This is a genomic window from Bacillus sp. CZDM1, from assembly GCF_055502545.1.
In genome coordinates this window covers 1-20,690 of record NZ_JBUESO010000015.1, presented here as the reverse complement: position 1 = coordinate 20,690, position 20,690 = coordinate 1, and the positions used below count along the sequence as shown (strand labels likewise).

Here is a 20,690-nt window from a genome sequence, read left to right as displayed (position 1 = left end):
TGGACAGTGTCCACGGACGGTGCCTGTCACCGTTTATTCTCTCTAACAAATTCTCGTTCTTCTCCATAGGCTAGTGGAGTTACTTCTGTCTTTTTATAATCCTTTAGAAGTTCTTTTAACTCGTTGTCTCTATCAATCATAAATTCAACTACAGGGAAAGCTGCCAATAATTGAGCTAATGATTCTGGGGATGCAGCTGTTTCGTTTGTTGGGAAGGTGTGGCTTGGGATTACATATTTAACATTTAATAGATTCCTAACCGCGTATGCTGCTTCTTTCGGTCCCATGGTAAAGTGTCCGGATGAAGTGAGGATGGCGATTTCAGGCTGATAAACATCCTGAATCAGCTTCATGTCTGCCATTAAGGCAGTGTCGCCTGAATGATAGAGAGTATAATCATCCTTAAAGTCAAAAATATATCCCGCAGACTCCCCGGCATATACCGGAGTACCGGTTGTTTCTCCATAAGAAGAAGAGTGTCTTGCCTGGACCATTGTTACGGTTACATCATCAAACGACACCGAACCACCAAAATTAATAGGAAGGACATTTTTAATCCCTTGTTGCAGAAGAATTAAGGCTAGCTCATATTGAGCGACAATCATAATCTCCGGCTTGTGTTCTACTATTTTAGATAATCCGCTCGTATGATCAAAATGACCATGTGTTAGAAAAACACAGTCAATAGATTGATAGAAGCTGGCAGTGTTTAATTCTTCAGGAAAACCAGGATTCAAATCGAAAAAAGGATCAATTAAATAATTCTTTCCTTCCCTACTTTTCAAAACGTACATCGCATGTCCAAGACGTTGAATCTTCATAAAATATCCCCCTTAACCATTAAATAGAAGTCCTAAACTATTCTATTTACGAGGATAGTGAATCAGAACACAACTTTAAACTGCTTGGTAAACATTAAATAAATACAATCTTTTATTTTAAATGAACGGATGAATTATATAACGGGAAAAATAAGAAAGCTTGTTTTAGGTCAAGTCTTTTCTTAACCATCTGAATTAAAATGAAGACATAAAAACCTAGGAGGAAATAAAAAATGGCAAAAGCATTATTTCAATTAGAAACTTTAACTTGTCCATCTTGTATCAAAAAAATTGAAACAACACTTACTAAAACAGCTGGTATAGATTCTGCCAAAGTGATATTCAATTCGAGTAAGGTAAAAACAGAATTTAATGAAGTTCTAGTTAATGCGAGTCAAATAGAGGAGAAGATCAAAAAATTAGGCTACGAGGTTTTGACCTCTAAAATTTCCTAATCCTTATTATTGAAGTATCTTAAGAACCTATAGGAGGGGGTAGAATGAATTATACAATTAACAAATATAAAAACCATATTACCTTACTTTCATTTCTATTAATCGTAACGGGGTTTATATCGGGTCTACTAAACAACGATGACATAAAGAATCTTTTTCTATTAATCGCAACCATTTTTGCTAGTGTTCCAATATTTATTAAAGCATGCCAAGCACTGCGAATGAAGGTCTTCAGTATTGATTTATTGGTGAGTATTGCCGTCATAGGGGCTCTTTATTTACAGGAGTATACCGAATCGAGTGTGGTTACCTTCTTATTCTTATTTGGTGACTATTTGGAAGCTCGAACATTAGAAAAAACACGGTCATCTCTAAAAGAATTAATTGATATGGCACCCCAAGAGGCAATGGTTAACCGTGGAGGTAATAACATATCCATTTCAGTTGACGAAGTTGTCGCAGGAGATTGTATTATTATTCGTTCCGGCGGAAAGGTTCCAGCTGATGGAAGAATTGTTTCTGGACAAGCCTACTTGAATGAAGCGACTGTAACCGGTGAATCCATTCCAGCAGCAAAGAATATAGAAGATAAAGTTTTTAGCGGTACCATTGTAGACAATGGATATATCGAAATGATTGCAGAAAAAGTCGGGGATGACACCACTTTCGCAAAAATTATTGAGCTCGTAGAGGAAGCACAAGAATCAAAATCGAAGACGGAGAAATTTCTTGATAAGTTTGCCAGTATTTATACACCTGCAGTAGTACTGTTATCGGTTTTGGTATATGTAATAACCCGAGATTTGCATTTATCGATCACATTCTTAGTCATCGCCTGCCCTGGTGCCTTGGTTATTGGCGCCCCAGTTTCAAGTGTCGCAGGTATCGGAAATGGGGCGAAAAAAGGTGTGCTTATAAAAGGCGGAGAAGTAATGGACAGCCTTTCCAAAGTAGATACCATTGTTTTTGATAAAACGGGGACTCTCACAAAGGGAAAACCTGAAGTAACAAATATAAAGGTGTTTAATAATATAGATACGAACGACCTGCTCCGATTGGCTGCCCAGGCTGAAACCATTTCAGAACATCATTTAGGCCAAACCATTGTAAATGAAGCGAAGGCAAGAAGTTTAATAATAGGAACAGTGGAAAATGGAGAAGTGATTAAAGGAATTGGAATCCGGGCAATGGTTGAAGGGCATACCTTGTCTGTGGGAAATCGTAAATTAATGAAAACGGATAAAATTACCATCACCAAGGAAGTATCAGATTATGCGTTAGCTCAGGAAAAGGAAGGATATACGGCTATTCTTGCTGCAGTGGATGGAGAAATTTGCGGGATTATCTCGATTGCTGATCAAATCCGTGAAGACGCTGTACAGGCATTAACTGAATTAAGAAACACCGGTATAAAGAAAATGATTATTTTGACTGGCGACAATCAACATTCTGCTGAGATAGTAGCTAATAGGTTAGGTATTGATGAATACCATGCGGAACTATTGCCAGAGGAAAAAGTCAAATACGTTAAGGAATTAAAAGAAAGGGGTCATATTGTTGCGATGGCTGGAGATGGTATTAATGATGCACCTGCTATTGCAACAGCTGATATTGGATTAGCCATGGGTAAAGGCGGTACGGATATATCAATGGAAACGGCAGACATAGTTTTAATGGCTGATAAATTGATGCAATTTTCCCATGCCTACGCCTTATCAAAAGCAACGGTGCGGAATATGAAACAAAATACTTTCCTCGCAATACTGATTGTATTTGTTTTATTAGTTGGCGTTTTATTTGGATCCGTTCATTTGGCATTCGGTATGTTCATTCATGAGGCTAGTGTATTAATGGTTATTTTAAATGCCATGAGATTATTAAGATTTAATTATAATAAAAAGAGCGTTTTTATAGAGCTCAATGCTGTCAATGCTGCATAGTAACGTTCGTTTAAGGAGTGTAAAAGATGAATTCTAAGGATTGTCATTCCGAAGCCCATGACCAAAACCATTGCAAAGGAAACTACAATTCGTGTGTCTCATTGGTTCCAATATTCAATCACTTAGCAGAGGAACAAATGGATGAAATCATGAAGACGGCCAAATCTGTTACCTATAAAAGAGGAGAAATAATCTATCAGGCAGGCAACGAATCTGACTCTCTTTATATTGTAAATAAAGGAAAAATAAGAATTTATCGACTGTCTGATTCTGGTAAAGAGCAGTTGGTACGTATTCTGAATCCAGGTGATTTCACCGGAGAACTTGCATTGTTTAACAAGGCACTCCACGAATCCTTTGCAGAAGCTATGGAAGAGACGCAAGTCTGTATGATCAAACGTTCTGAATTACAAGAGTTTCTATTGAAATACCCTTCCATCTCATTAAAAATCCTAGCAGAGTTTTCGAAAAGATTAGAGCAGTCAGAAAAACAAACAACACGGTTTGCTACCGAGAAGGTTGAAACTCGGCTTGCACTCTTCTTGGCAGAATGCTTAGATTCCGAAACGCATTCAATGGAGATTGTATTACCTATGAGTAAAAAAGATTTAGCTTCCTATCTAGGAACTACTCCTGAAACCATTAGTCGTAAGTTAACCGATCTTGAAGACTCTGGTTATATCAAACAAAAGTCGAATAAGAATATTGAAATTATCGATTTAGATGAACTACTCCTTGTTTAAAAAAAAGAGTATGAAAAACTATCAAGAAAGTTCTTGGTAGTTTTTTTGAAATTTTCAAAACAATTTCTTTTAAAACTTGACCTAGATCAATTAGTAATGATAATCATTATCACTATAATATAAGAGAGGTTGGAGGTGAAGCGTGTGTTAATAAAGAATCTTGGACGAACACGCACAAAACTACTAGAGAGCTTTATAAATCAAACGGATGAACAACTCAATCGAAGACCCGATGGAGAAAGCTGGAGTATTTCACAAGTAATTTACCACTTATTCTCAACAGAAAAGGAAACCGCCGAGCTTATCCTAAATTCGATAAAAATGGATAGTCAAAAAGTAGACGAAAGAGATTTATCCTTTCTCACTGACCGTTCTAGCAAGGTTAAGGCAGCAAACGAACCGCCAGAAGATTATTTTACCAAGAAGGATTTAATTAAATTCCTTGAGACATCAAGATTTCAATATTTACAGGCTATTTTTAATGAGATACATGAGAAAACGTTAGCAATAAAATCACTAGATCATCCTACACTTGGATTGATTAGTTTGAAAAATCTAGTCGATTTTATCTGGCTCCATGAAGAACGGCATATTGAACAAATAAATGAAATCAAGCTAAGTCTAAAATGATAGTAAGATGGAACTAAAAATGAAAGATTTAAAAACAAAAATGGTGAATGTGAAAAATGATTTATGGTATGAAATTAAAGATTATATGACAGATGCTGAGGGTTATATCACGATGGTTAAAGGTGATAACGGTACCTGGTATGAGGTAAGTAAAATCAAGGGGTTGCAATAACCCCTGTCTATAAAAAGGAGCGTTACTCATGATTGAACAGTTCACTGGACATTTAGCACTTAAATATACATCTCGTTAGAATGACATGACAGAACAAGAAAAAAGAGAATCAATAAAGGAAGTTGTGGCGATATTTGATAAGGATGCATTGTTGCAATATATTTAATTAAGGTATAAAGGCGGGGGTCTAGATTATAGGAGCAATGAGCTCTTATAAACTAGACTTTTTTTGTACTTCTATAAAAAAATTAAAATTCAAAACTTGATATTGGTCAATTAGTAATGATAATCATTATCAATATAATAGGACTATAGATAGTTAGTGTCATAGAGTGCTTTTTATTTAAATGCCTTTAGAGGTAAAGGAGTTGGCATGTTTGAAGATTAAGGGAAATCTTTCAATAAAAAGGGAAACTAGAGCAGATAACATTGAGGTTTGGGAGGATCTCGTAAATATAAGAAGCCTGGTTCTATCCTTACTTATTTGCAGTACCACCGCACTTGGCGGATATTTCATTGCCCCCAATGAACCTCCAAAACCATTATTTTATGGTTTAATAGGGGCCTTCATCGGTTTTATTATATCCAGTTTGTTAATAAAACCAAAGAGAATCATTCAAGAGGTACAAAGGGAGGAATAAGGAATTGGATTCAACATTAATTTTACAAATGTTGGCTGCCGCATTGTTGGCTGCCGCAGCTTACACGGTCATTGGTATTGCGCCAGGAACGGATGAAACGGCAACGATCGCACCAGTCATTTTAGTCTTAGTTCTATCGGGGTTACATCCTGTAATCGTGTTGACCTTCTTTATATCAGCGATTGTTGCCAGCAAACTAACCGATTCGATTCCAGTTGCAGTTGCAGGAATCCCTGGTGGGGTAATGGCGACCCCAATGGTCGAACACGCAATGATATTAAAAAAACATGGAATGTCTGATGTCAGTATCCGCAAAATGGCTTCAGGTTCCGTGATCGGAACCTTGGTGGCAGTACCAGTAAGTTTACTCCTAGCCAATGCATTAATACCGATTGCTGATGTTATTAAAGAATATGCAAATCCGTTATTTTTCATAGGTGCCGTATTCTTAGCACTTATGTGTAAAAACAGATGGCTGGCACTTGCCACGATTATTCCATTTGCATTATTGATACAAGGTCTTCGCCATCTATATTGGGGAGTGGGAGCAGTACCAGAAGGAACCAATGTATTTGTTTCTTTCTTCCTAGGAATTACAATCGGGCCAGTTATTTTGACATTATTTGAACTGTTAAATAAAGAGAAAAGAAATAGTCTAGAGCGGTTTGATAAAAAAACAATCTTTTTAAATAAATCAAATGACACAAAAGGGGTTCCAAATCCATTCAAAATTTTAACGAAAAAAGAGCTGGGAATGAGTACACTTTCTTCTCTAATAGGGTCCCTTACGTTCATTATGAGTCCGGTAGGGATAACTATTTTTTTGGGAGAAGTAATCTCTAGTAGAACAAAAGATCCGGTGAAGAAAGCATCCCTGGCCATTGTCAGTATGGAAGCTTTAGCAAATGCAACCTATATCGCTGGAACGCTTATTCCTTTAATCGCATTAGGTATTCCGCTATCACCAATGGCTATCGGTCCGGCAAATGCCTTATTTAATGCTCCACCGGTTTTCACGCTAGAGCATAATATGCACCATATCTTATCCTATTCTGCTTTTGTTTGGGCTACGATCATTGGGGCTGTGACAGCATTAGGGATCACCTACTTTGTTACGATAAAGTACTCTCAGCAAATTTGCGCTTTTGTTTTTAGAAAAATCCCGCATGAAGCATTATTAGGCTTGTTTATTAGCTTGGTGTTATTACTGGCATACATGGACGCAGGCTGGATTAATATTGGCGGAGTTCTCCTAATAGCGCTAGTGGCTGGAATGCTTCATCGCTGGGGTATAAATTATGGTGTTCAATTTATGGTGCTGTACTCAGCTCCTTGGATTATCACTAAAATAGTTGGTTAATTGGAGATGTATAAAGATGATTCAGACAGCTCAAAAATACGCAATTGGCAATGCCCACGGTAAATTAATTTTAGTTGGTGAACATTCTGTTGTTTATGGGATGCCCGCGATCGCACTTCCTTTTCCATTGTTAGAGGTGGCATCAGCAGTTGAAGGAAGTTATGAACAAATTATGTTTATTAGTGAGTACTATGAAGGTCCACTTAGTAGGATACCGAAAAAATTGCAAGGAATCGCTGCGTGTATTTATGAGACATTAGAATACTTAAATCAACCAGCAAAAGGGCTATTGATCCGACTTCATTCCTCTATCCCAATTGGTCGTGGTTTAGGATCAAGTGCTGCAATAGCCATTGCGATAGTAAAAAGCTTGTTTGCTTATTATGGGCAAAAAGCCAAACCTAAAGAGTTAATGTCCCTTGTTCACACTGCGGAGAAGTTCGCTCATGGGAACCCTAGCGGGATTGACATGGCAGCTGCTTTCAGTCAATTTCCAATTTGGTTTCAAAAAGGAAAGACAGAATCATTACAAATTGGTGATCCCCTTTTTCTGGTAGTAGCAGATACTGGGCATTTTTCTGATACACATGGTGCAGTATCAAGTGTAAGGGACAAGGTATTAACTGAACCCGAAATGACGCAAAAGTCATTGAAGCGGCTTGGTGCGATTACACTTGAGGCAAGGGAAGCACTTTATGATGGAAACATGAAGTTATTAGGGGAGTTATTTAATTCAGCACAATCTGGACTTATAGACCTTGGCGTCAGTAATGGAGATATTAATAGACTTATAGATGTCGCACGAAAAGCAGGAGCACTTGGTGCAAAATTAACGGGTGCAGGTCGGGGCGGCTGTATTATAGCTCTTGCGCATAATCTGGCGAATGCAAAGGCAATTGCCAAGTCATTGATGAAGGCGGGGGCATTAAACACCTGGTATTTTTCTGTTGAAAGTTAGGTATAAAGTGAGGCCATTCCTTTGGAAACTCAGAAAATAAAAACATAGAAGGCGGGGGTTAAGAATTGAGAGCAACAGCACGAGCTTTTACAAATATTGCATTAATAAAATATTGGGGAAAACGTGATGAGGAACTTTTCTTGCCAATGAACAGCAGCCTTTCCATCACATTGGATAAGTTCTATACAACGACAACAATTGAATTTTGTTCATGTCTTACAGTAGACGTATTTGTAATCAATAATCAACTTGCAAGTGATTCGGAAATAAACAAGGTTTCTCGTTTTCTAGACCGAATTAGGGCAATCTCCGGGAAGGATTTTAAAGCGGTCGTGACCACAACAAACAATGTACCAATGGCGGCTGGTTTTGCTTCCTCTGCCTCAGGCTATGCTTCATTAACGGCGGCTGCAACAAAAGCTCTTGGTTTAGAGTTAGATGGGAAGGAATTATCAAAATTAGCCCGTCAAGGATCGGGATCTGCCTGCAGGTCAATTTATGGCGGTTACGTGGAATGGAAAAAAGGTGAAAAAGCTGATGGAACGGATTCCTTCGCCAAGCCTATTAAAAGTGAAGAAACTTGGGATCTAAGTATTCTTTCCGTTCAATTAAACACTGAACCCAAATTGGTAAGCAGTAGAGAGGGGATGAAACGAACGGTGGAAACATCACCCTTTTACTCTGGCTGGTTAGCAGGTGTTGAACAAGATTTCCTTAACGCTAAAGAAGCGATAAAAAAACAGGATTTTGAATTATTGGGACAGATTGTAGAGGCAAATGCATTAAAAATGCATGCTACAACACTAGGAGCTAATCCGCCTTTCATGTATTGGAACGGAGCAACTCTAGGTGTAATCCAAGAGGTTCAATTCCTCCGTACAATAGGTATTCAGGCATATTTCACCATTGATGCTGGGCCAAATGTTAAGGTCCTTTGCCAGCCAAAGGATGAACAGCTTGTATATGATGCGTTGATCAATTTACCGAATGTACAGAATATACATGTTTGCCATCAAGGTCCTGGAGTAATGTATATAAAATAAAAATCGAAAAGGTTTTGAAAAGACATTTTATGAGGGGATGAATAATAATGGCCTATACAAGCTATCGTGTAAAAGTACCGGGGAAACTGTTAATAGCTGGTGAATATGCTGTTCTAGAACCTAATCAGAAGGCGATTGTTGTCGCTGTCGACCGTTTTATTACCGCTTATATTGAACCTAGCATTCAGAATCAGCTTTCCATTCCTAAATACGGATTAGAGCCTATTACATGGGACATGGGGAACAAATTTATTCATTCAGACCAACGTTTAAGATTTATCCAACATTCAATAAATGTAGTTAATCAATATTTACAAGAAAAATCGGTGACATTACGTCCGTTTCATCTAACCATTAAAAGTGAACTTGACGACCGTGCTACTGGCAAAAAGTATGGGCTTGGCTCAAGTGCGGCTGTTGTTGTAGCTGTTATTTCAGCCATTTTAAGCCTGCATAATGAAGGGGAAACAGAGCCGCAGCTTACTCATATTTTCAAACTTGCTGTCATAGCTCATTTAAAAACCCAAAAGAATGGATCAGGGGTGGATATCGCTGCATCCACTTTTGGAGGGTGGCTGGCATATTCTTCTTTTAACTCTCAATGGGTCGAAAATGAGCTGTGCAGAAGGAAAAGTCTATGCAAACTCGTGGAAATGACATGGCCGAATTTGGTTATTACAGCATTAAACCCACCATCAAAGCTTAAGTTATCGGTTGGCTGGACAAAAGAAAGTGCACGAACTGCACCTATGATCAGTAAGGTCAAAAAGTATCGTGATCAAAATCAAGATTCATACACACGTTTTTTGGAGAAAAGTTCATTTGCAGTTAACCGGATGATTAAAAGTTTTGAGAAAAAGGATTGTGACGCAGCCATCTTAAGTCTTACCCAAAATCGCAAGGCACTGCAAATCCTCAATGAAGAGGCAGACATTACCATTGAAACTGGAAAGTTAGAATCATTATGCAATTGTGCTGAGAAGTTTGGAAGTGGAAAATCATCAGGTGCCGGTGGCGGCGATTGTGGGATTGCCTTTATGAGGGGCGACGAGCAATTGGAAGAACTCCATAAAGCTTGGCGGAAGGAAGGGATTGTTCCCCTAGGGTTAAGTGTTTCATCATTGGGAGCCTCTGTAACAGAATATAACTGTGAAATGACTTTGAAGGATTATTTGGTGGGTGTTTAACACGTAGTAAATTACTGGTAGTTACAACCTTATTTGTGAAATCCTACACAATGATTCTAGTAAATGTAGATACCAAAGAAAGGTGTTGAACAATAATGGAAGCAAAAAAACGTAATCCAAACATCGGAATAAAGAAGAAGAGTCAAAAAAATAGTTTGATGAAATCTATACTAGTATCCACATTACTATTGGTTTTTACTGTTTTATTAGTAGGAGGATATTGGATTTTTAAATCTGAAGCACCAAGGCCACTTGTTGTAAATGAAAAAGGTGACGTCCTGTTTACAAAAGAGTCAATCAAAGGTGGACAGGCCGTCTTCCAAAAATACGCATTAATGGATTATGGCAGTGTATTAGGGAATGGTTCCTATATGGGACCGGACTACACGGCAGAAGCATTAAAAATTTATACGGAAGGTATGCAGGATTTTTATGCATTAAAGAAAGAACGCAGTGATTTCGCGAGTCTTCCAAAAGAAAAGGCAGCCGTTATACGTGAACTAGTTAAAGAGGAAATGCGGGAAAATCGATACACGAAGAAGAATGATACGCTCGTGTTAACGGACGCACAGGTTTATGGGTTGGAGGAAGTTAGAGAATTTTATTACACAGTATTTACTGAAGGCGATGGCTGGGGATTACAAGAAAATCTGATAGAAGAAAAAGATTTACCTGAGGAGAATCGAGCCTGGGTCGATAAAGGTGATCAAATTACACAGGTAGCGGATTTTTTCTTCTGGACAGCCTGGTTATCAAGTACAAATCGTCCCGATGACAATATTTCGTTTACAAATAATTGGCCATATTATGAGGATGCAGGGAATGTATTGACCTATTCCTCTATTTTATGGAGCGGAGCAAGTATTACCATTTTATCACTGTTTATGGCCTTAATCTTGTATGTATTCTATCGGTACCATTTAGGAATGAAGGAAGCCTATACGCCTGATACCTTCCCAAAAATACATCTAAATAAATTGCCTGTAACGCTGTCGCAAGTAAAAGCAGGTAAGTACTTTGTTATCGTTTCGATTCTATTCTTTATCCAAGTTATGTTCGGGGCACTGTTGGCGCATTATTATACAGAACCAGATAGCTTTTTCGGAATTAAATGGATTGCAGAACTATTCCCATTCAGTATTTCTAAAGGGTTTCATCTTCAATTAGCAATCTTCTGGATTGCAACAGCATGGTTAGGCTTAGGTATTTATGTAGCGCCGCTTGTCGGTGGACATGAACCAAAGCGACAAGGTCTATTAGTAGACATTTTATTTTGGGCATTAGTTGTACTAGTATTCGGTAGCATGCTCGGACAATGGCTCGGTGTAAATGGGTACTTAGGTAATAGTTGGTTTATGTTTGGTCACCAAGGCTGGGAGTACCTAGAACTAGGTAGGTTTTGGCAGTATATTTTGGCTATTGGAATGATCATTTGGTTATTTATTGTATTTAGAGGAATCAAGAGTGCGTTAAAGCGTGAAACCGATAAAGGTGGTCTTGTTCACCTGCTATTTTACGCAGCCATTGCAGTTCCATTATTCTACGGATTTGCCTTTCTCATTCAACCGGATACGAGCTACACGATGGCTGATTACTGGCGGTGGTGGATTGTTCATTTATGGGTAGAAGGTATATTTGAAGTCTTTGCCGTCGTTATTATCGGTTTCTTATTAGTTCAAATGAATCTTGTAACAAAGAGTTCAACGGTTAAAGCATTATATTTCCAGATTACTATTTTATTAGGAAGCGGGGTCATAGGAATTGGCCACCATTATTACTATAATGGTTCGGCAGAAGTTTGGATTGCATTAGGTTCTGTTTTCTCAGCATTGGAAATCATCCCACTAACCTTACTAATTCTCGAAGCCTATGAACAGTTTAAAATGCTTCACGATGGGGGAGTAGACTTCCCATATAAATCAACATTTTGGTTTTTAATTTCGACTGCGATTTGGAATTTGGTGGGTGCAGGAGTATTAGGATTCTTAATAAATCTTCCAGCAGTTAATTATTTTGAACATGGTCAGCAGTTAACGCCAGCACATGCTCATGCTGCAATGATGGGCGTTTACGGGATGTTTGCAATTTCCTTGCTTCTGTTTGCATTAAGAAACATCGTTAATCCTAAGGTGTGGAATGATAAACTTTTAAAAATTGTCTGTTGGATGTTAAATATTGGGCTGGCGGGAATGGTCTTTATCACATTGCTGCCGATTGGATTTGTTCAATTAAAACTAGCTTATGAACAGGGGTATTGGGCATCACGTGACCCAGAAACATATTTCGGTATAGAAATTGTTCAAAATTTACTTTTATTCCGCGCTGTTCCGGATACAATTTTCTTAATCGGTGTGGTTGGTTTAGTATACTTTTGTATTAAAGCATTCTTTAATCTTCGCAAGCCAACGCATGAAGAAAATGAGCCATTGCCTGTAAAAGATTTAACTACCAATGAAGATGAAGGATGAATAGATTATCTGTGAGTAAAAGACTAGAGAGTGCTCTAGTCTTTTACACTTATTTACTAAATTTCACTACTTATAGAGCTGTGTGGATTAGTTGTTGTTGTTTTCGCCGGTAAACTATCTTTGATAATAAAACACTGCACTCATATAGAAAGATAAGTGGGATTATAACTAAAATATCTGATAGTAAATCCGGTGGTGTGATTAAAACGGCCGTAACAATGAGAACGAAATAGGAGTATTTTCTGATCTTTTGCAATCGGTATGGATTTAATACTCCAAGACTTGTCAGGAACATAATCACGACAGGAAGTTCAAACAAGAAGCCAAATGGCAATGTCATATGAAGCAGGAACTTAAAATATTTCTCTGTGGTAAAAAAGGTCATAAACATATCCTCCGATAAGGAGAGAAGGAATTGAAAGACAATCGGGAAAATCACAAAATATCCAAAGGCTATTCCAATTATGAATAAAAGAAATAAAGCAGGAACATAAGCTAGTGTGACTTTTTGCTCTGAATCTTTTAATGCTGGACGAACAAACAACCAAACTTGATAGGCGGCTATAGGGATCGTCCCTGCGATGGCAATGACGCAGGATAACATTAAATACACCCATAAAATATCGCTAGGTCCTAATATGGCCAATTTAACCTCTAAATCTTTTACAAGCCATTGATAGATATCTTGAACATAGAGAAAGGCTAAAATGAGCAAAACTATAAAAGTGCCAAGTGTGATAATAAGCCGTTTGCGTAATTCTTCGAAATGACCAATTAGATCCATATTCTGTGGTTTAGACAACGGTTTCCCTCCTTAAAAAAAGATGCAAGCACAAACCTGCTGCTCGCATCTTCCTTAGATAACTTAAATCGTTTTTTCTTCTTTTTTGGATTGTACTTTATCTGTGGAATCATCCGAAACCAATTCGCGTGTTGATTTTTTAAATTCCTTTAGGGTAGAACCAACAGCTCGGCCTAATTCCGGCAATTTTGAAGGTCCAAAAATGATTAATGCAATGACTAAGACGAGAATTAGCCCTGGGATTCCTATGTTCTGAAGCATGGAATGTTTCCTCCTTAGATAACTTTTTGGTTCGTTCTTCTATAATGTGCAAAATGAAATAGTTTATATTTGGCACTGTTCTTACAAAGATGACAGCGGAAAGTAACATTTTCCTCTTCTGAGATTACTTTAATGTGAGGAACAAACATTAAGCTTAATGCATCCTTGACGTGGTTCGAACAAACAAACATGGTGAGAATGGCTCCTTCCATAGTTTTACTTAAAGCTGCCACCATGGACAGCAATCAAACAAGAGCGTCCAAATGTTTGACCTGGATATGGATTCCATGTGCTTGGATGCTGTACATCTAAGAATAAGGTTGTTTCATCGGGAGTTAACCACGGACCTGTTACTTCACAGCCTTTTGGACCTGAAGCAAATTGGAATGGTTCTCCGTAATTCTTCCCATCAGTTGGAATCATGAATACACCGCAGTTTTTATAGGTAGCATATTGATTCGTTTCAGATGCGCTGTAGTCTTCGACAACCCAAAGATTTCCCTTGCTGTCAAAGTGAAGGTTATCTGGGCAAGTTATCCCGCTTTGCTGACCGCCGGCAACAAACACTTCGAACGTGAATGCTTCACTAGCATGGTCACCATTTGCAGGAGCAAATCGAACAATTTGTCCATGAAAATTACCATGACCTGTGTTGTTTGTTAACGATAAGAAAACTGTTCCATCTTTAGGATGGATTTCCACGTCTTCTGGACGGTCTAATAGCGTACCGCCAACGGCTTTTCCTGCTGAACGTGCATTCGTTAAAACGTCAGCTTGGTCCGCAAATTGCCCCTGAAGCTTAGAATTTGCTGCATGGTCAAGGGCAATCCATTTTTGCTCTTTCATGCTGGCTACATATAAAGTCCCGCTTTCTAAAATATCGAAATTGGCTTCACGATTTGCAGGATTGAATTTCTTGCTGCTAATGAACTTGTAGAAGCATGCATCACCTTTATCATCACCCATATAAACTACGACTCTGCCATCATTGGTTAAGCCCATTGCTGTATTTTCATGTGCAAAGCGGCCAAGGGCAGTATGCTTACGTACAGGTTTTTTTGGATCAAACGGATCAACTTCGACTACCCAGCCGTAATGTTCATCGGTAAAATTAGGCCAGCCATAATCATCGCCATATTCTGTGTTTTCTTCACAGGATAATACTGTATTCCAAAGTGTACGTCCGCCGCTGCAGTTTCCTAGTGAACCAACTACAGTCTTGGCGCCGCCAACATACTTGCTCCCGCGGGCAGGACCCGTTAATTCAATAAGAGTTTTACCATCGACACGGCGATTATATGTATCATCTACTACAAGCTTCCATCCATCTTTTTCTTTTTTTACGTGGATGACAGAACCGCCGACAGCTTCTTTTTCCAATTTAAGAAGCTCAGGATAGTCTGCGAGGTTTCCTGTAAAAGTAGATTCATTGATTCCTAATAATTTCATATAGTTTTCGGGCTCAGGGAACTCGTGATTTACCCAAATTAAACCTTCTTCGGAATTGTTTCCACCTTTTAAACTATCAATTGGAAAATAGACTGTAAGGTCAGCTGCATCCCCAAATTTTTCTCCCTTTGAGTTAATCACATCACCATATGAAGCTATAATGGAGTAGTTATATCCTTTAGGAAGGACCATCTCATTTTCCCATGTACGACTAATTGGTGTAAATGGTGTCGTCAGCGGCTTACCTTTTCCAGAAGGCTGTCCATTTATTAAATGGTCTCCAGTCATTGCGCTTCCTGTTAAGGCTCCAATCCCAGAAGATGCGGCAACTAAAGCCGCAGTACTGCTTCCTACATATGTTAAAAACAAACGGCGATCCATATAAATATTCTCCCCTTTGGTTGAATTAGTAACTTTCTCCTATGATTATAGGTAGTCTCATTGCTAATGTTAATTAAGGGAGTGTAAAGATTTGTTAAGAAAAAATTAACTACTTTAATAATCTGTAAATTTCGTAAAGGTTGTCAAAGGGGCAAAACTTTTTACGTACGATATAAGTTGGAGAAATAGTAAGGGGCACCCTCTTTTGCAATTCGTTGTTTGAAAGCTTAAAGGATATTTTGTTTGAGAAGAGATGAATATGTTAAAAATTATAAGGAGTATATATGATGGAGGAATATGATGATTCAAAGGTTCCTTTTACAGATAAAAAATAGTTTATGGCTCCTGCCAAGCTTATATTGTGTAATCTCATTAGTCTTGGCGATTGTTGTTATCACAATTGATACAACTTTTTATAAACAATTCGAGCTCATTATTCCTTCTATTCTATTGACAAGGGTAGACCTGGCACAAACCATTTTAGGAGTGATTGCTGGATCGCTGTTAACTATGACTACAATCACTTTTTCAACGATTATGGTGGTTTTAACCACTTATTCCTCTCAATTTTCACCAAGGACACTTCGTAACTTTGTCACCAGCCAAATTACGATGCGGGTATTAGGAGTGTTTATGGGAGGGTTTGTGTATTCTATTTTTTCATTATTGTTCATGAAAAGTACCATTGATCACCCTGTTATATCATCCGGAGTAGGAGTAATCTTTGCATTGGTGTGTCTTGCTTATTTTGCCTATTTTATTCATCATGTTGCGACTTATATACAAGTCACCAATTTAATTCACCTATTAACAGAAGATGTTTTGAAAGTTGTTCAGAACAAGATTGAATTTGTTGAAAAGCATCATCATGTTTCTATCGAGAAGGGACCTTATCAGAAGCCGCACAGCTTTAAAAAAGGAACTGAAATATATAGCAGTAAATATGGATATCTTCAATTAATTGATAATAATAAATTGTTGCAATTAGCCGTTGAACATGACCAATTCATTGAGGTTAATCAGAAGATTGGGCAGTTTATAACACAGAATCAAATTATCTTAACTGTTTATCATTTAGATGAGAAGTTGACAGTAGATTACCAGCCAATGATTACGGTTGGAAGTGATAGAACAACGATGCAGGATGAAGAATTTGCATTGAAAAAAATAGTGGAAATTACGTTAAGGGCAATTTCTCCAGCGATAAATGATCCAAACACAGCTATTGATTGTATTCACCATCTTGGTTTAGCATTAGGGGAAGTAGGTAAATTAGATGGTAATTATATTATTTATAAAGATGAACATGGACAGGCAAGATTGATTTTACCTCAAAAAAGGTTCCAAGATATTCTATACTCAACCTTCTATCAGATTATTCACTATGGCAGGGAAGACATTTCCGTTATCCTGGCAATCTTTGATGCTTTAATCATGATTGTTGAAAACAGCAGAAAAAAAATCAAAAATATCGTATGGGGATTCAGTCATTACATATTAGAAGACATTGACATTCACAAACTAAAACAGCTAGACCAAAGAAATTTACAAGAAAAACTATCAAAACTGAAATTACTAAGTCAGAATGAGAAAGAGTCTTAAATGTTTGGGAGAGGAGCTGTTCGATTGAATCAAACATTAAATCACAAACAGATAAAAGAAATGTGCGGAACAGTCTCCTTTAAACGAGGAGATTCTTTTTATAGAGCAGGTAAGGTGTTTTTTGATTATTATAGTCCTGATCGTTGTGAGGCAAGTGTTAAAGGGACAGAAGATTTCTATGTCACAGTAAATATAGAAGAAAGCGGTGATTTGCGAACATCATGCAGTTGTCCTACCTTAGCCTCCGTAAGAACCGATTGCCAGCATATCGCAGCTGTTTTACTAGCTATATATGAACACCAACAGCAAGGAACAACTCCTATTGTGCAAAGTGATGATCATGTTGATTCTTCAACTAAAAAGGCGCTGACCACTGGATTACTTACTCTTTTCCGTGATCAGCCTAGACGAAGAAGCGGCCATCAGCTTCATTTTGAGAATAGACAAGTCCTTGAAGCGAATTTTCTATGTAAACCAGTGAAGGTTGGAAAGGGACGGAATCTGTTAGGAATAGAAATGGATATTGGACACGTTAAAGTGGAGAATATCCGCCATTTTTTAGCTAAAGTAATAGAAGGAAAACAAAGCGTTCTTTCCGAAACTTTCACCTTTGACCCAAACCATCATTGCTTTCAAAAAGAGAGTGATAATGTAATTCAACAACTAGCCCATGTGCTGCAAGATGAAAAAATGTATGTAGGTACCATGACTGACGATTTTGATGATTTGTTCAGTCCTGACCAGTTACTCATACCGCCATCCTCTTGGGAAGTGCTATTGTCGTTATTAGTAAAGACACCATTAGTGAAAATTGCGAATAAGGGGGAAGTATTTGAAGGTCTGGTTCTAACGGAAAAAATTCTGCCCCTAAAGTTTACTTTTGGACCCTCAGCAGGCAGGGGCTATCATTTGAGGATTAAAGGGTTGGATCATTTAACCATACTAGATTCTTATCACTTTGTTCTATATAAGGGCAAGTTTATTAGGCTTGAAGAAACGGATTGCAAACGATTAGCGGACCTTAAAGAAATGCTAGAGGATTCGAAAATAAATCAAATAGAGATTCCGCTTGAGCAAATCGATTATTTTATAGAAAGTGTGGTTCCTGGTTTAAAGAAACTCGGCGAGGTTGAATTACCTCAAAATTTATCGAACTCCTATAGGACAGTGCCTTTAGTTGCCAAACTCTATTTGGATCGTTTGAAAAATCGTCTGTTAGCGGGTTTAGAGTTTCAATACGAAAATATCGTGATTAACCCGCTGGAGAACAAAGAATTACAGAAGGGCCCATTATTAATAAGGGACGTTGAAAAGGAAAATCAAATACTCCAACTGATGGAAGAAAGCTCATTTGCCAGTACGGACAGTGGTTATTTCTTGCATAACGAAGAGCTGGAGTATGAGTTTTTATATCATGTTGTTCCGAAGCTGCAAAAGCTAGTACAAATTTATGCGACAACGGCAGTCAGGAACCGGATTTTTAAAGAAAATGCAATTCCAAAGATTAGAGTAAAGGTAAAAAAAGAGCGAACGAATTGGCTTGAATTTAAATTTGATATGGATAGTATTCCGCAGAGACAGATAAAAGAGCTCTTATCTGCACTTGAGGAAAAAAGGAAATATTATCGATTGCGGAACGGTGCGCTCCTCTCATTGGAAACGCGAGAATTTGAAGAAATCCAACGCTTTTTACAGGCAGCACCTGTACAGGCGGAGGATCTTGAAGCAGGGTTGAATGTTCCAATCGTTCGGGGATTAAAGCTGCTTGACTCTGTTGAAGACAACTCAACATTTACACTTGAGGAAACGTTCCGTCAGTTTTTAGATACCATCCATAATCCAAGTAGTATGCAGTTCATGGTGCCGGAATTAGTTGAGCCGATTTTAAGAGACTATCAAGTCCAGGGATACAAATGGTTGAAAACTCTTGCAAGTTATGGATTTGGAGGAATTCTTGCAGATGATATGGGACTGGGAAAAACACTTCAAAGTATTACTTATATACTATCGGTGCTTCCGCTAATTCGTAAAAATAAGCATCCGATTCTAATTGTCTGCCCAGCGTCATTAACTTATAACTGGCTTAGTGAAATCAAGAAATTTGCGCCTGGAATGCAAGCTGTCATTATAGATGGAAGTAAAACAGAGCGTGCGGCACAACAAAAACAAGCCTCTGATTCAGATGTTGTGATTACCTCATATCCGTTGTTGCGTAAGGATATACTGTGGTACGAGAAGCAAACCTATCATACTGTGTTTTTTGACGAAGCCCAGGCTTTTAAAAATCCTATTACGCAAACAGCAAGAGTGGTGAAGAGAATACAGGCAGATTACCGTTTTGCGCTAACAGGTACTCCAGTGGAAAATTCTTTGGAAGAGTTATGGTCCATCTTTCATGTGGTATTTCCAGACTTATTCCAAGGGCTGAAGGAATATAGCCGCTTAACGAGAAAACAGATTGCAAGAAGAGTCCATCCATTTTTACTTAGAAGGTTGAAGGAAGATGTTTTGGCAGAGCTGCCTGAAAAAATTGAATCTGTTGATTTCGTAGAATTACTGCCTGAACAGAAGAAACTCTATGGGGCTTATTTAGCGAAACTAAGGCATGACACGCTGAAGCATTTGGATAAAGACACTCTTCGAAAAAATAAAATAAAAATCCTCGCCGGGCTGACGAGGCTGCGGCAAATCTGTTGTCATCCAGGTTTATTTGTAGACGGATACAAGGGAAGTTCTGCAAAGTTTGAGCAATTAATGCGGATTATGGAAGAATCAAAGCTTGCGGGAAGAAGAGTGTTGATTTTTTCGCAATTTACAAAAATGCTCCAGCTTATCGGAAGAGAAATTGCGATTCAAGGGGTGCCTTTCTTCTATCTAGATGGACATACCCCATCAGAAGAGCGTCTTGAACTTACAAATCGCTTTAATGCAGGAGAACGTGACCTTTTTCTTATTTCCTTGAAAGCAGGAGGAACAGGTCTTAATTTAACCGGGGCAGACACGGTTATCCTTTATGATCTATGGTGGAATCCAGCGGTCGAGGAACAAGCAGCAGACCGGGCACACCGGATGGGGCAAACAAATATAGTGCAAGTTATCAAATTGGTCGCGAAAGGCACAATTGAGGAAAAAATGAATGAACTGCAGGAAAAAAAGAGGGAATTAATAGATGAAATTATTGATTCAAAAGATAAAGGTACTTCTTCTCTTACTGAAGAAGATATTCGAGAGATATTGATGATATAAGAGAAACTCTCCTTGTTTATTGATATGAGAACTAATCAAACGTTGGATTAAATAAAAGCAGAAACTTTTATAAAAAAATTAATCAAACGTTTGATTAAACCTGCAAACCTGTGTTTATACTTAAATTTAAATTGCAAAAAAGGTATTGACTCTTCCTTGTTATGATAGTAATATAGTAATTCCCGAGAGGGACATTCAATAATAAGATGTTAGTCAAATGAAAGATTTTAAAAAAAGGTTGACTCTATTATTGAAATAAAGTAAAATAACTTTTGTTGTCGATTACGGAGAAAGATATTTTTTAAAAAAGTGATTGACACGAATCAACAGAAAATGTTATACTAACATCCTGTTGTTAAGACATTGCTCTTTGAAAACTAAACAAACAAGAACGTCAACAAAACAATTTTTTAGCTTTTTATAAAAGCTAAGCCAACGTAACATTTTTGAGCTAATCAACTTTCTTGGAGAGTTTGATCCTGGCTCAGGACGAACGCTGGCGGCGTGCCTAATACATGCAAGTCGAGCGAA

The 20,690-nt window shown here is 37.9% G+C and carries 17 protein-coding genes and 1 rRNA gene; 14 read left to right on the top strand and 4 right to left on the bottom strand.

Features of this window, described 5'->3' with window-relative positions; all coding sequences use genetic code 11:
• Positions 1 to 26: 26 nt before the first annotated feature.
• On the bottom strand, positions 27 to 821 hold the full coding sequence (locus ACY3XC_RS24370; protein ID WP_464870894.1) for a metal-dependent hydrolase: 795 nt from the start codon (positions 819 to 821) through the stop codon (positions 27 to 29).
• A 233-nt stretch (positions 822 to 1,054) separates the two neighbouring features.
• Here ACY3XC_RS24370 and ACY3XC_RS24365 point away from each other — a divergent pair, with 233 nt between their 5' ends.
• The 11 genes from ACY3XC_RS24365 (at position 1,055) to ACY3XC_RS24315 (ending at position 12,418) form a co-directional block, all read left to right on the top strand.
• Positions 1,055 to 1,276, top strand: coding sequence for a heavy-metal-associated domain-containing protein (locus ACY3XC_RS24365; RefSeq protein WP_464870893.1), 222 nt, complete (start codon positions 1,055 to 1,057; stop codon positions 1,274 to 1,276).
• Positions 1,277 to 1,320: 44 nt separating this feature from the next.
• On the top strand, positions 1,321 to 3,216 hold the full coding sequence (locus tag ACY3XC_RS24360; RefSeq protein ID WP_464870892.1) for a heavy metal translocating P-type ATPase: 1,896 nt from the start codon (positions 1,321 to 1,323) through the stop codon (positions 3,214 to 3,216).
• A gap of 26 nt (positions 3,217 to 3,242) precedes the next feature.
• On the top strand, positions 3,243 to 3,959 hold the full coding sequence (locus tag ACY3XC_RS24355) for a Crp/Fnr family transcriptional regulator (protein WP_464870891.1): 717 nt from the start codon (positions 3,243 to 3,245) through the stop codon (positions 3,957 to 3,959).
• Between the two features lie 144 nt (positions 3,960 to 4,103).
• Positions 4,104 to 4,589, top strand: coding sequence for a DinB family protein (locus tag ACY3XC_RS24350; RefSeq protein WP_464870890.1), 486 nt, complete (start codon positions 4,104 to 4,106; stop codon positions 4,587 to 4,589).
• A gap of 19 nt (positions 4,590 to 4,608) precedes the next feature.
• A complete protein-coding gene (locus ACY3XC_RS24345) occupies positions 4,609 to 4,761 on the top strand; it encodes a hypothetical protein (RefSeq protein ID WP_464870889.1) in 153 nt (50 codons plus the stop codon).
• Positions 4,762 to 5,138: 377 nt separating this feature from the next.
• Positions 5,139 to 5,402 (top strand): hypothetical protein, encoded by a 264-nt coding sequence (locus ACY3XC_RS24340; RefSeq protein ID WP_464870888.1) that lies wholly within the window; start codon positions 5,139 to 5,141, stop codon positions 5,400 to 5,402.
• Between the two features lie 4 nt (positions 5,403 to 5,406).
• Positions 5,407 to 6,762, top strand: coding sequence for a tripartite tricarboxylate transporter permease (locus ACY3XC_RS24335; RefSeq protein WP_464870887.1), 1,356 nt, complete (start codon positions 5,407 to 5,409; stop codon positions 6,760 to 6,762).
• A 16-nt stretch (positions 6,763 to 6,778) separates the two neighbouring features.
• Positions 6,779 to 7,720: a mevalonate kinase gene (gene mvk / locus ACY3XC_RS24330; RefSeq protein WP_464870886.1), complete on the top strand. Its 942-nt coding sequence runs from the start codon at positions 6,779 to 6,781 to the stop codon at positions 7,718 to 7,720.
• A gap of 65 nt (positions 7,721 to 7,785) precedes the next feature.
• Positions 7,786 to 8,763 (top strand): diphosphomevalonate decarboxylase, encoded by a 978-nt coding sequence (gene mvaD, locus ACY3XC_RS24325; protein WP_464870885.1) that lies wholly within the window; start codon positions 7,786 to 7,788, stop codon positions 8,761 to 8,763.
• A 47-nt stretch (positions 8,764 to 8,810) separates the two neighbouring features.
• Positions 8,811 to 9,950 carry a phosphomevalonate kinase gene (locus tag ACY3XC_RS24320; protein WP_464870884.1) on the top strand — a complete coding sequence of 380 codons (1,140 nt, stop codon included), beginning with the start codon at positions 8,811 to 8,813 and terminating at the stop codon, positions 9,948 to 9,950.
• A 95-nt stretch (positions 9,951 to 10,045) separates the two neighbouring features.
• Complete coding sequence (locus ACY3XC_RS24315; RefSeq protein WP_464870883.1) at positions 10,046 to 12,418, top strand: nitric-oxide reductase large subunit; 2,373 nt, start codon at positions 10,046 to 10,048, stop codon at positions 12,416 to 12,418.
• A gap of 70 nt (positions 12,419 to 12,488) precedes the next feature.
• On the opposite strand, the gene tatC is transcribed toward ACY3XC_RS24315, so the two are convergent.
• The 3 genes from tatC to ACY3XC_RS24300 form a co-directional block, all read right to left on the bottom strand.
• Positions 12,489 to 13,202, bottom strand: a complete 714-nt coding sequence (tatC, locus tag ACY3XC_RS24310; protein WP_464870944.1) for a twin-arginine translocase subunit TatC — start codon at positions 13,200 to 13,202, stop codon at positions 12,489 to 12,491.
• An 81-nt stretch (positions 13,203 to 13,283) separates the two neighbouring features.
• Positions 13,284 to 13,481 (bottom strand): twin-arginine translocase TatA/TatE family subunit, encoded by a 198-nt coding sequence (locus tag ACY3XC_RS24305; RefSeq protein ID WP_179159521.1) that lies wholly within the window; start codon positions 13,479 to 13,481, stop codon positions 13,284 to 13,286.
• 216 nt (positions 13,482 to 13,697) lie between these two features.
• Complete coding sequence (locus ACY3XC_RS24300) at positions 13,698 to 15,311, bottom strand: PhoX family protein (protein ID WP_464870882.1); 1,614 nt, start codon at positions 15,309 to 15,311, stop codon at positions 13,698 to 13,700.
• A gap of 297 nt (positions 15,312 to 15,608) precedes the next feature.
• Here ACY3XC_RS24300 and ACY3XC_RS24295 point away from each other — a divergent pair, with 297 nt between their 5' ends.
• The 3 genes from ACY3XC_RS24295 to ACY3XC_RS24285 all read left to right on the top strand — a co-directional run.
• Positions 15,609 to 16,913: a DUF2254 domain-containing protein gene (locus ACY3XC_RS24295; protein ID WP_464870881.1), complete on the top strand. Its 1,305-nt coding sequence runs from the start codon at positions 15,609 to 15,611 to the stop codon at positions 16,911 to 16,913.
• A 24-nt stretch (positions 16,914 to 16,937) separates the two neighbouring features.
• Entirely contained in the window at positions 16,938 to 20,159 is a 3,222-nt protein-coding gene (locus tag ACY3XC_RS24290; protein WP_464870880.1) for a DEAD/DEAH box helicase, read from the top strand.
• A gap of 461 nt (positions 20,160 to 20,620) precedes the next feature.
• Positions 20,621 to 20,690 (top strand): 16S ribosomal RNA (locus ACY3XC_RS24285); the annotation flags it as partial.

Excerpts from the sequence above, each read along its gene's own strand:
- ACY3XC_RS24320 (WP_464870884.1), top strand. The coding sequence starts at position 8,811 with ATGGCCTATACAAGCTATCGTGTAAAAGTACCGGGGAAACTGTTAATA.
- ACY3XC_RS24305 (WP_179159521.1), bottom strand. The coding sequence starts at position 13,481 with ATGCTTCAGAACATAGGAATCCCAGGGCTAATTCTCGTCTTAGTCATT.
- mvk (WP_464870886.1), top strand. The coding sequence starts at position 6,779 with ATGATTCAGACAGCTCAAAAATACGCAATTGGCAATGCCCACGGTAAA.
- tatC (WP_464870944.1), bottom strand. The coding sequence starts at position 13,202 with ATGGATCTAATTGGTCATTTCGAAGAATTACGCAAACGGCTTATTATC.
- ACY3XC_RS24370 (WP_464870894.1), bottom strand. The coding sequence starts at position 821 with ATGAAGATTCAACGTCTTGGACATGCGATGTACGTTTTGAAAAGTAGG.
- ACY3XC_RS24345 (WP_464870889.1), top strand. The coding sequence starts at position 4,609 with ATGAAAGATTTAAAAACAAAAATGGTGAATGTGAAAAATGATTTATGG.
- ACY3XC_RS24315 (WP_464870883.1), top strand. The coding sequence starts at position 10,046 with ATGGAAGCAAAAAAACGTAATCCAAACATCGGAATAAAGAAGAAGAGT.
- ACY3XC_RS24365 (WP_464870893.1), top strand. The coding sequence starts at position 1,055 with ATGGCAAAAGCATTATTTCAATTAGAAACTTTAACTTGTCCATCTTGT.
- ACY3XC_RS24360 (WP_464870892.1), top strand. The coding sequence starts at position 1,321 with ATGAATTATACAATTAACAAATATAAAAACCATATTACCTTACTTTCA.
- ACY3XC_RS24300 (WP_464870882.1), bottom strand. The coding sequence starts at position 15,311 with ATGGATCGCCGTTTGTTTTTAACATATGTAGGAAGCAGTACTGCGGCT.
- ACY3XC_RS24355 (WP_464870891.1), top strand. The coding sequence starts at position 3,243 with ATGAATTCTAAGGATTGTCATTCCGAAGCCCATGACCAAAACCATTGC.
- ACY3XC_RS24295 (WP_464870881.1), top strand. The coding sequence starts at position 15,609 with ATGATGATTCAAAGGTTCCTTTTACAGATAAAAAATAGTTTATGGCTC.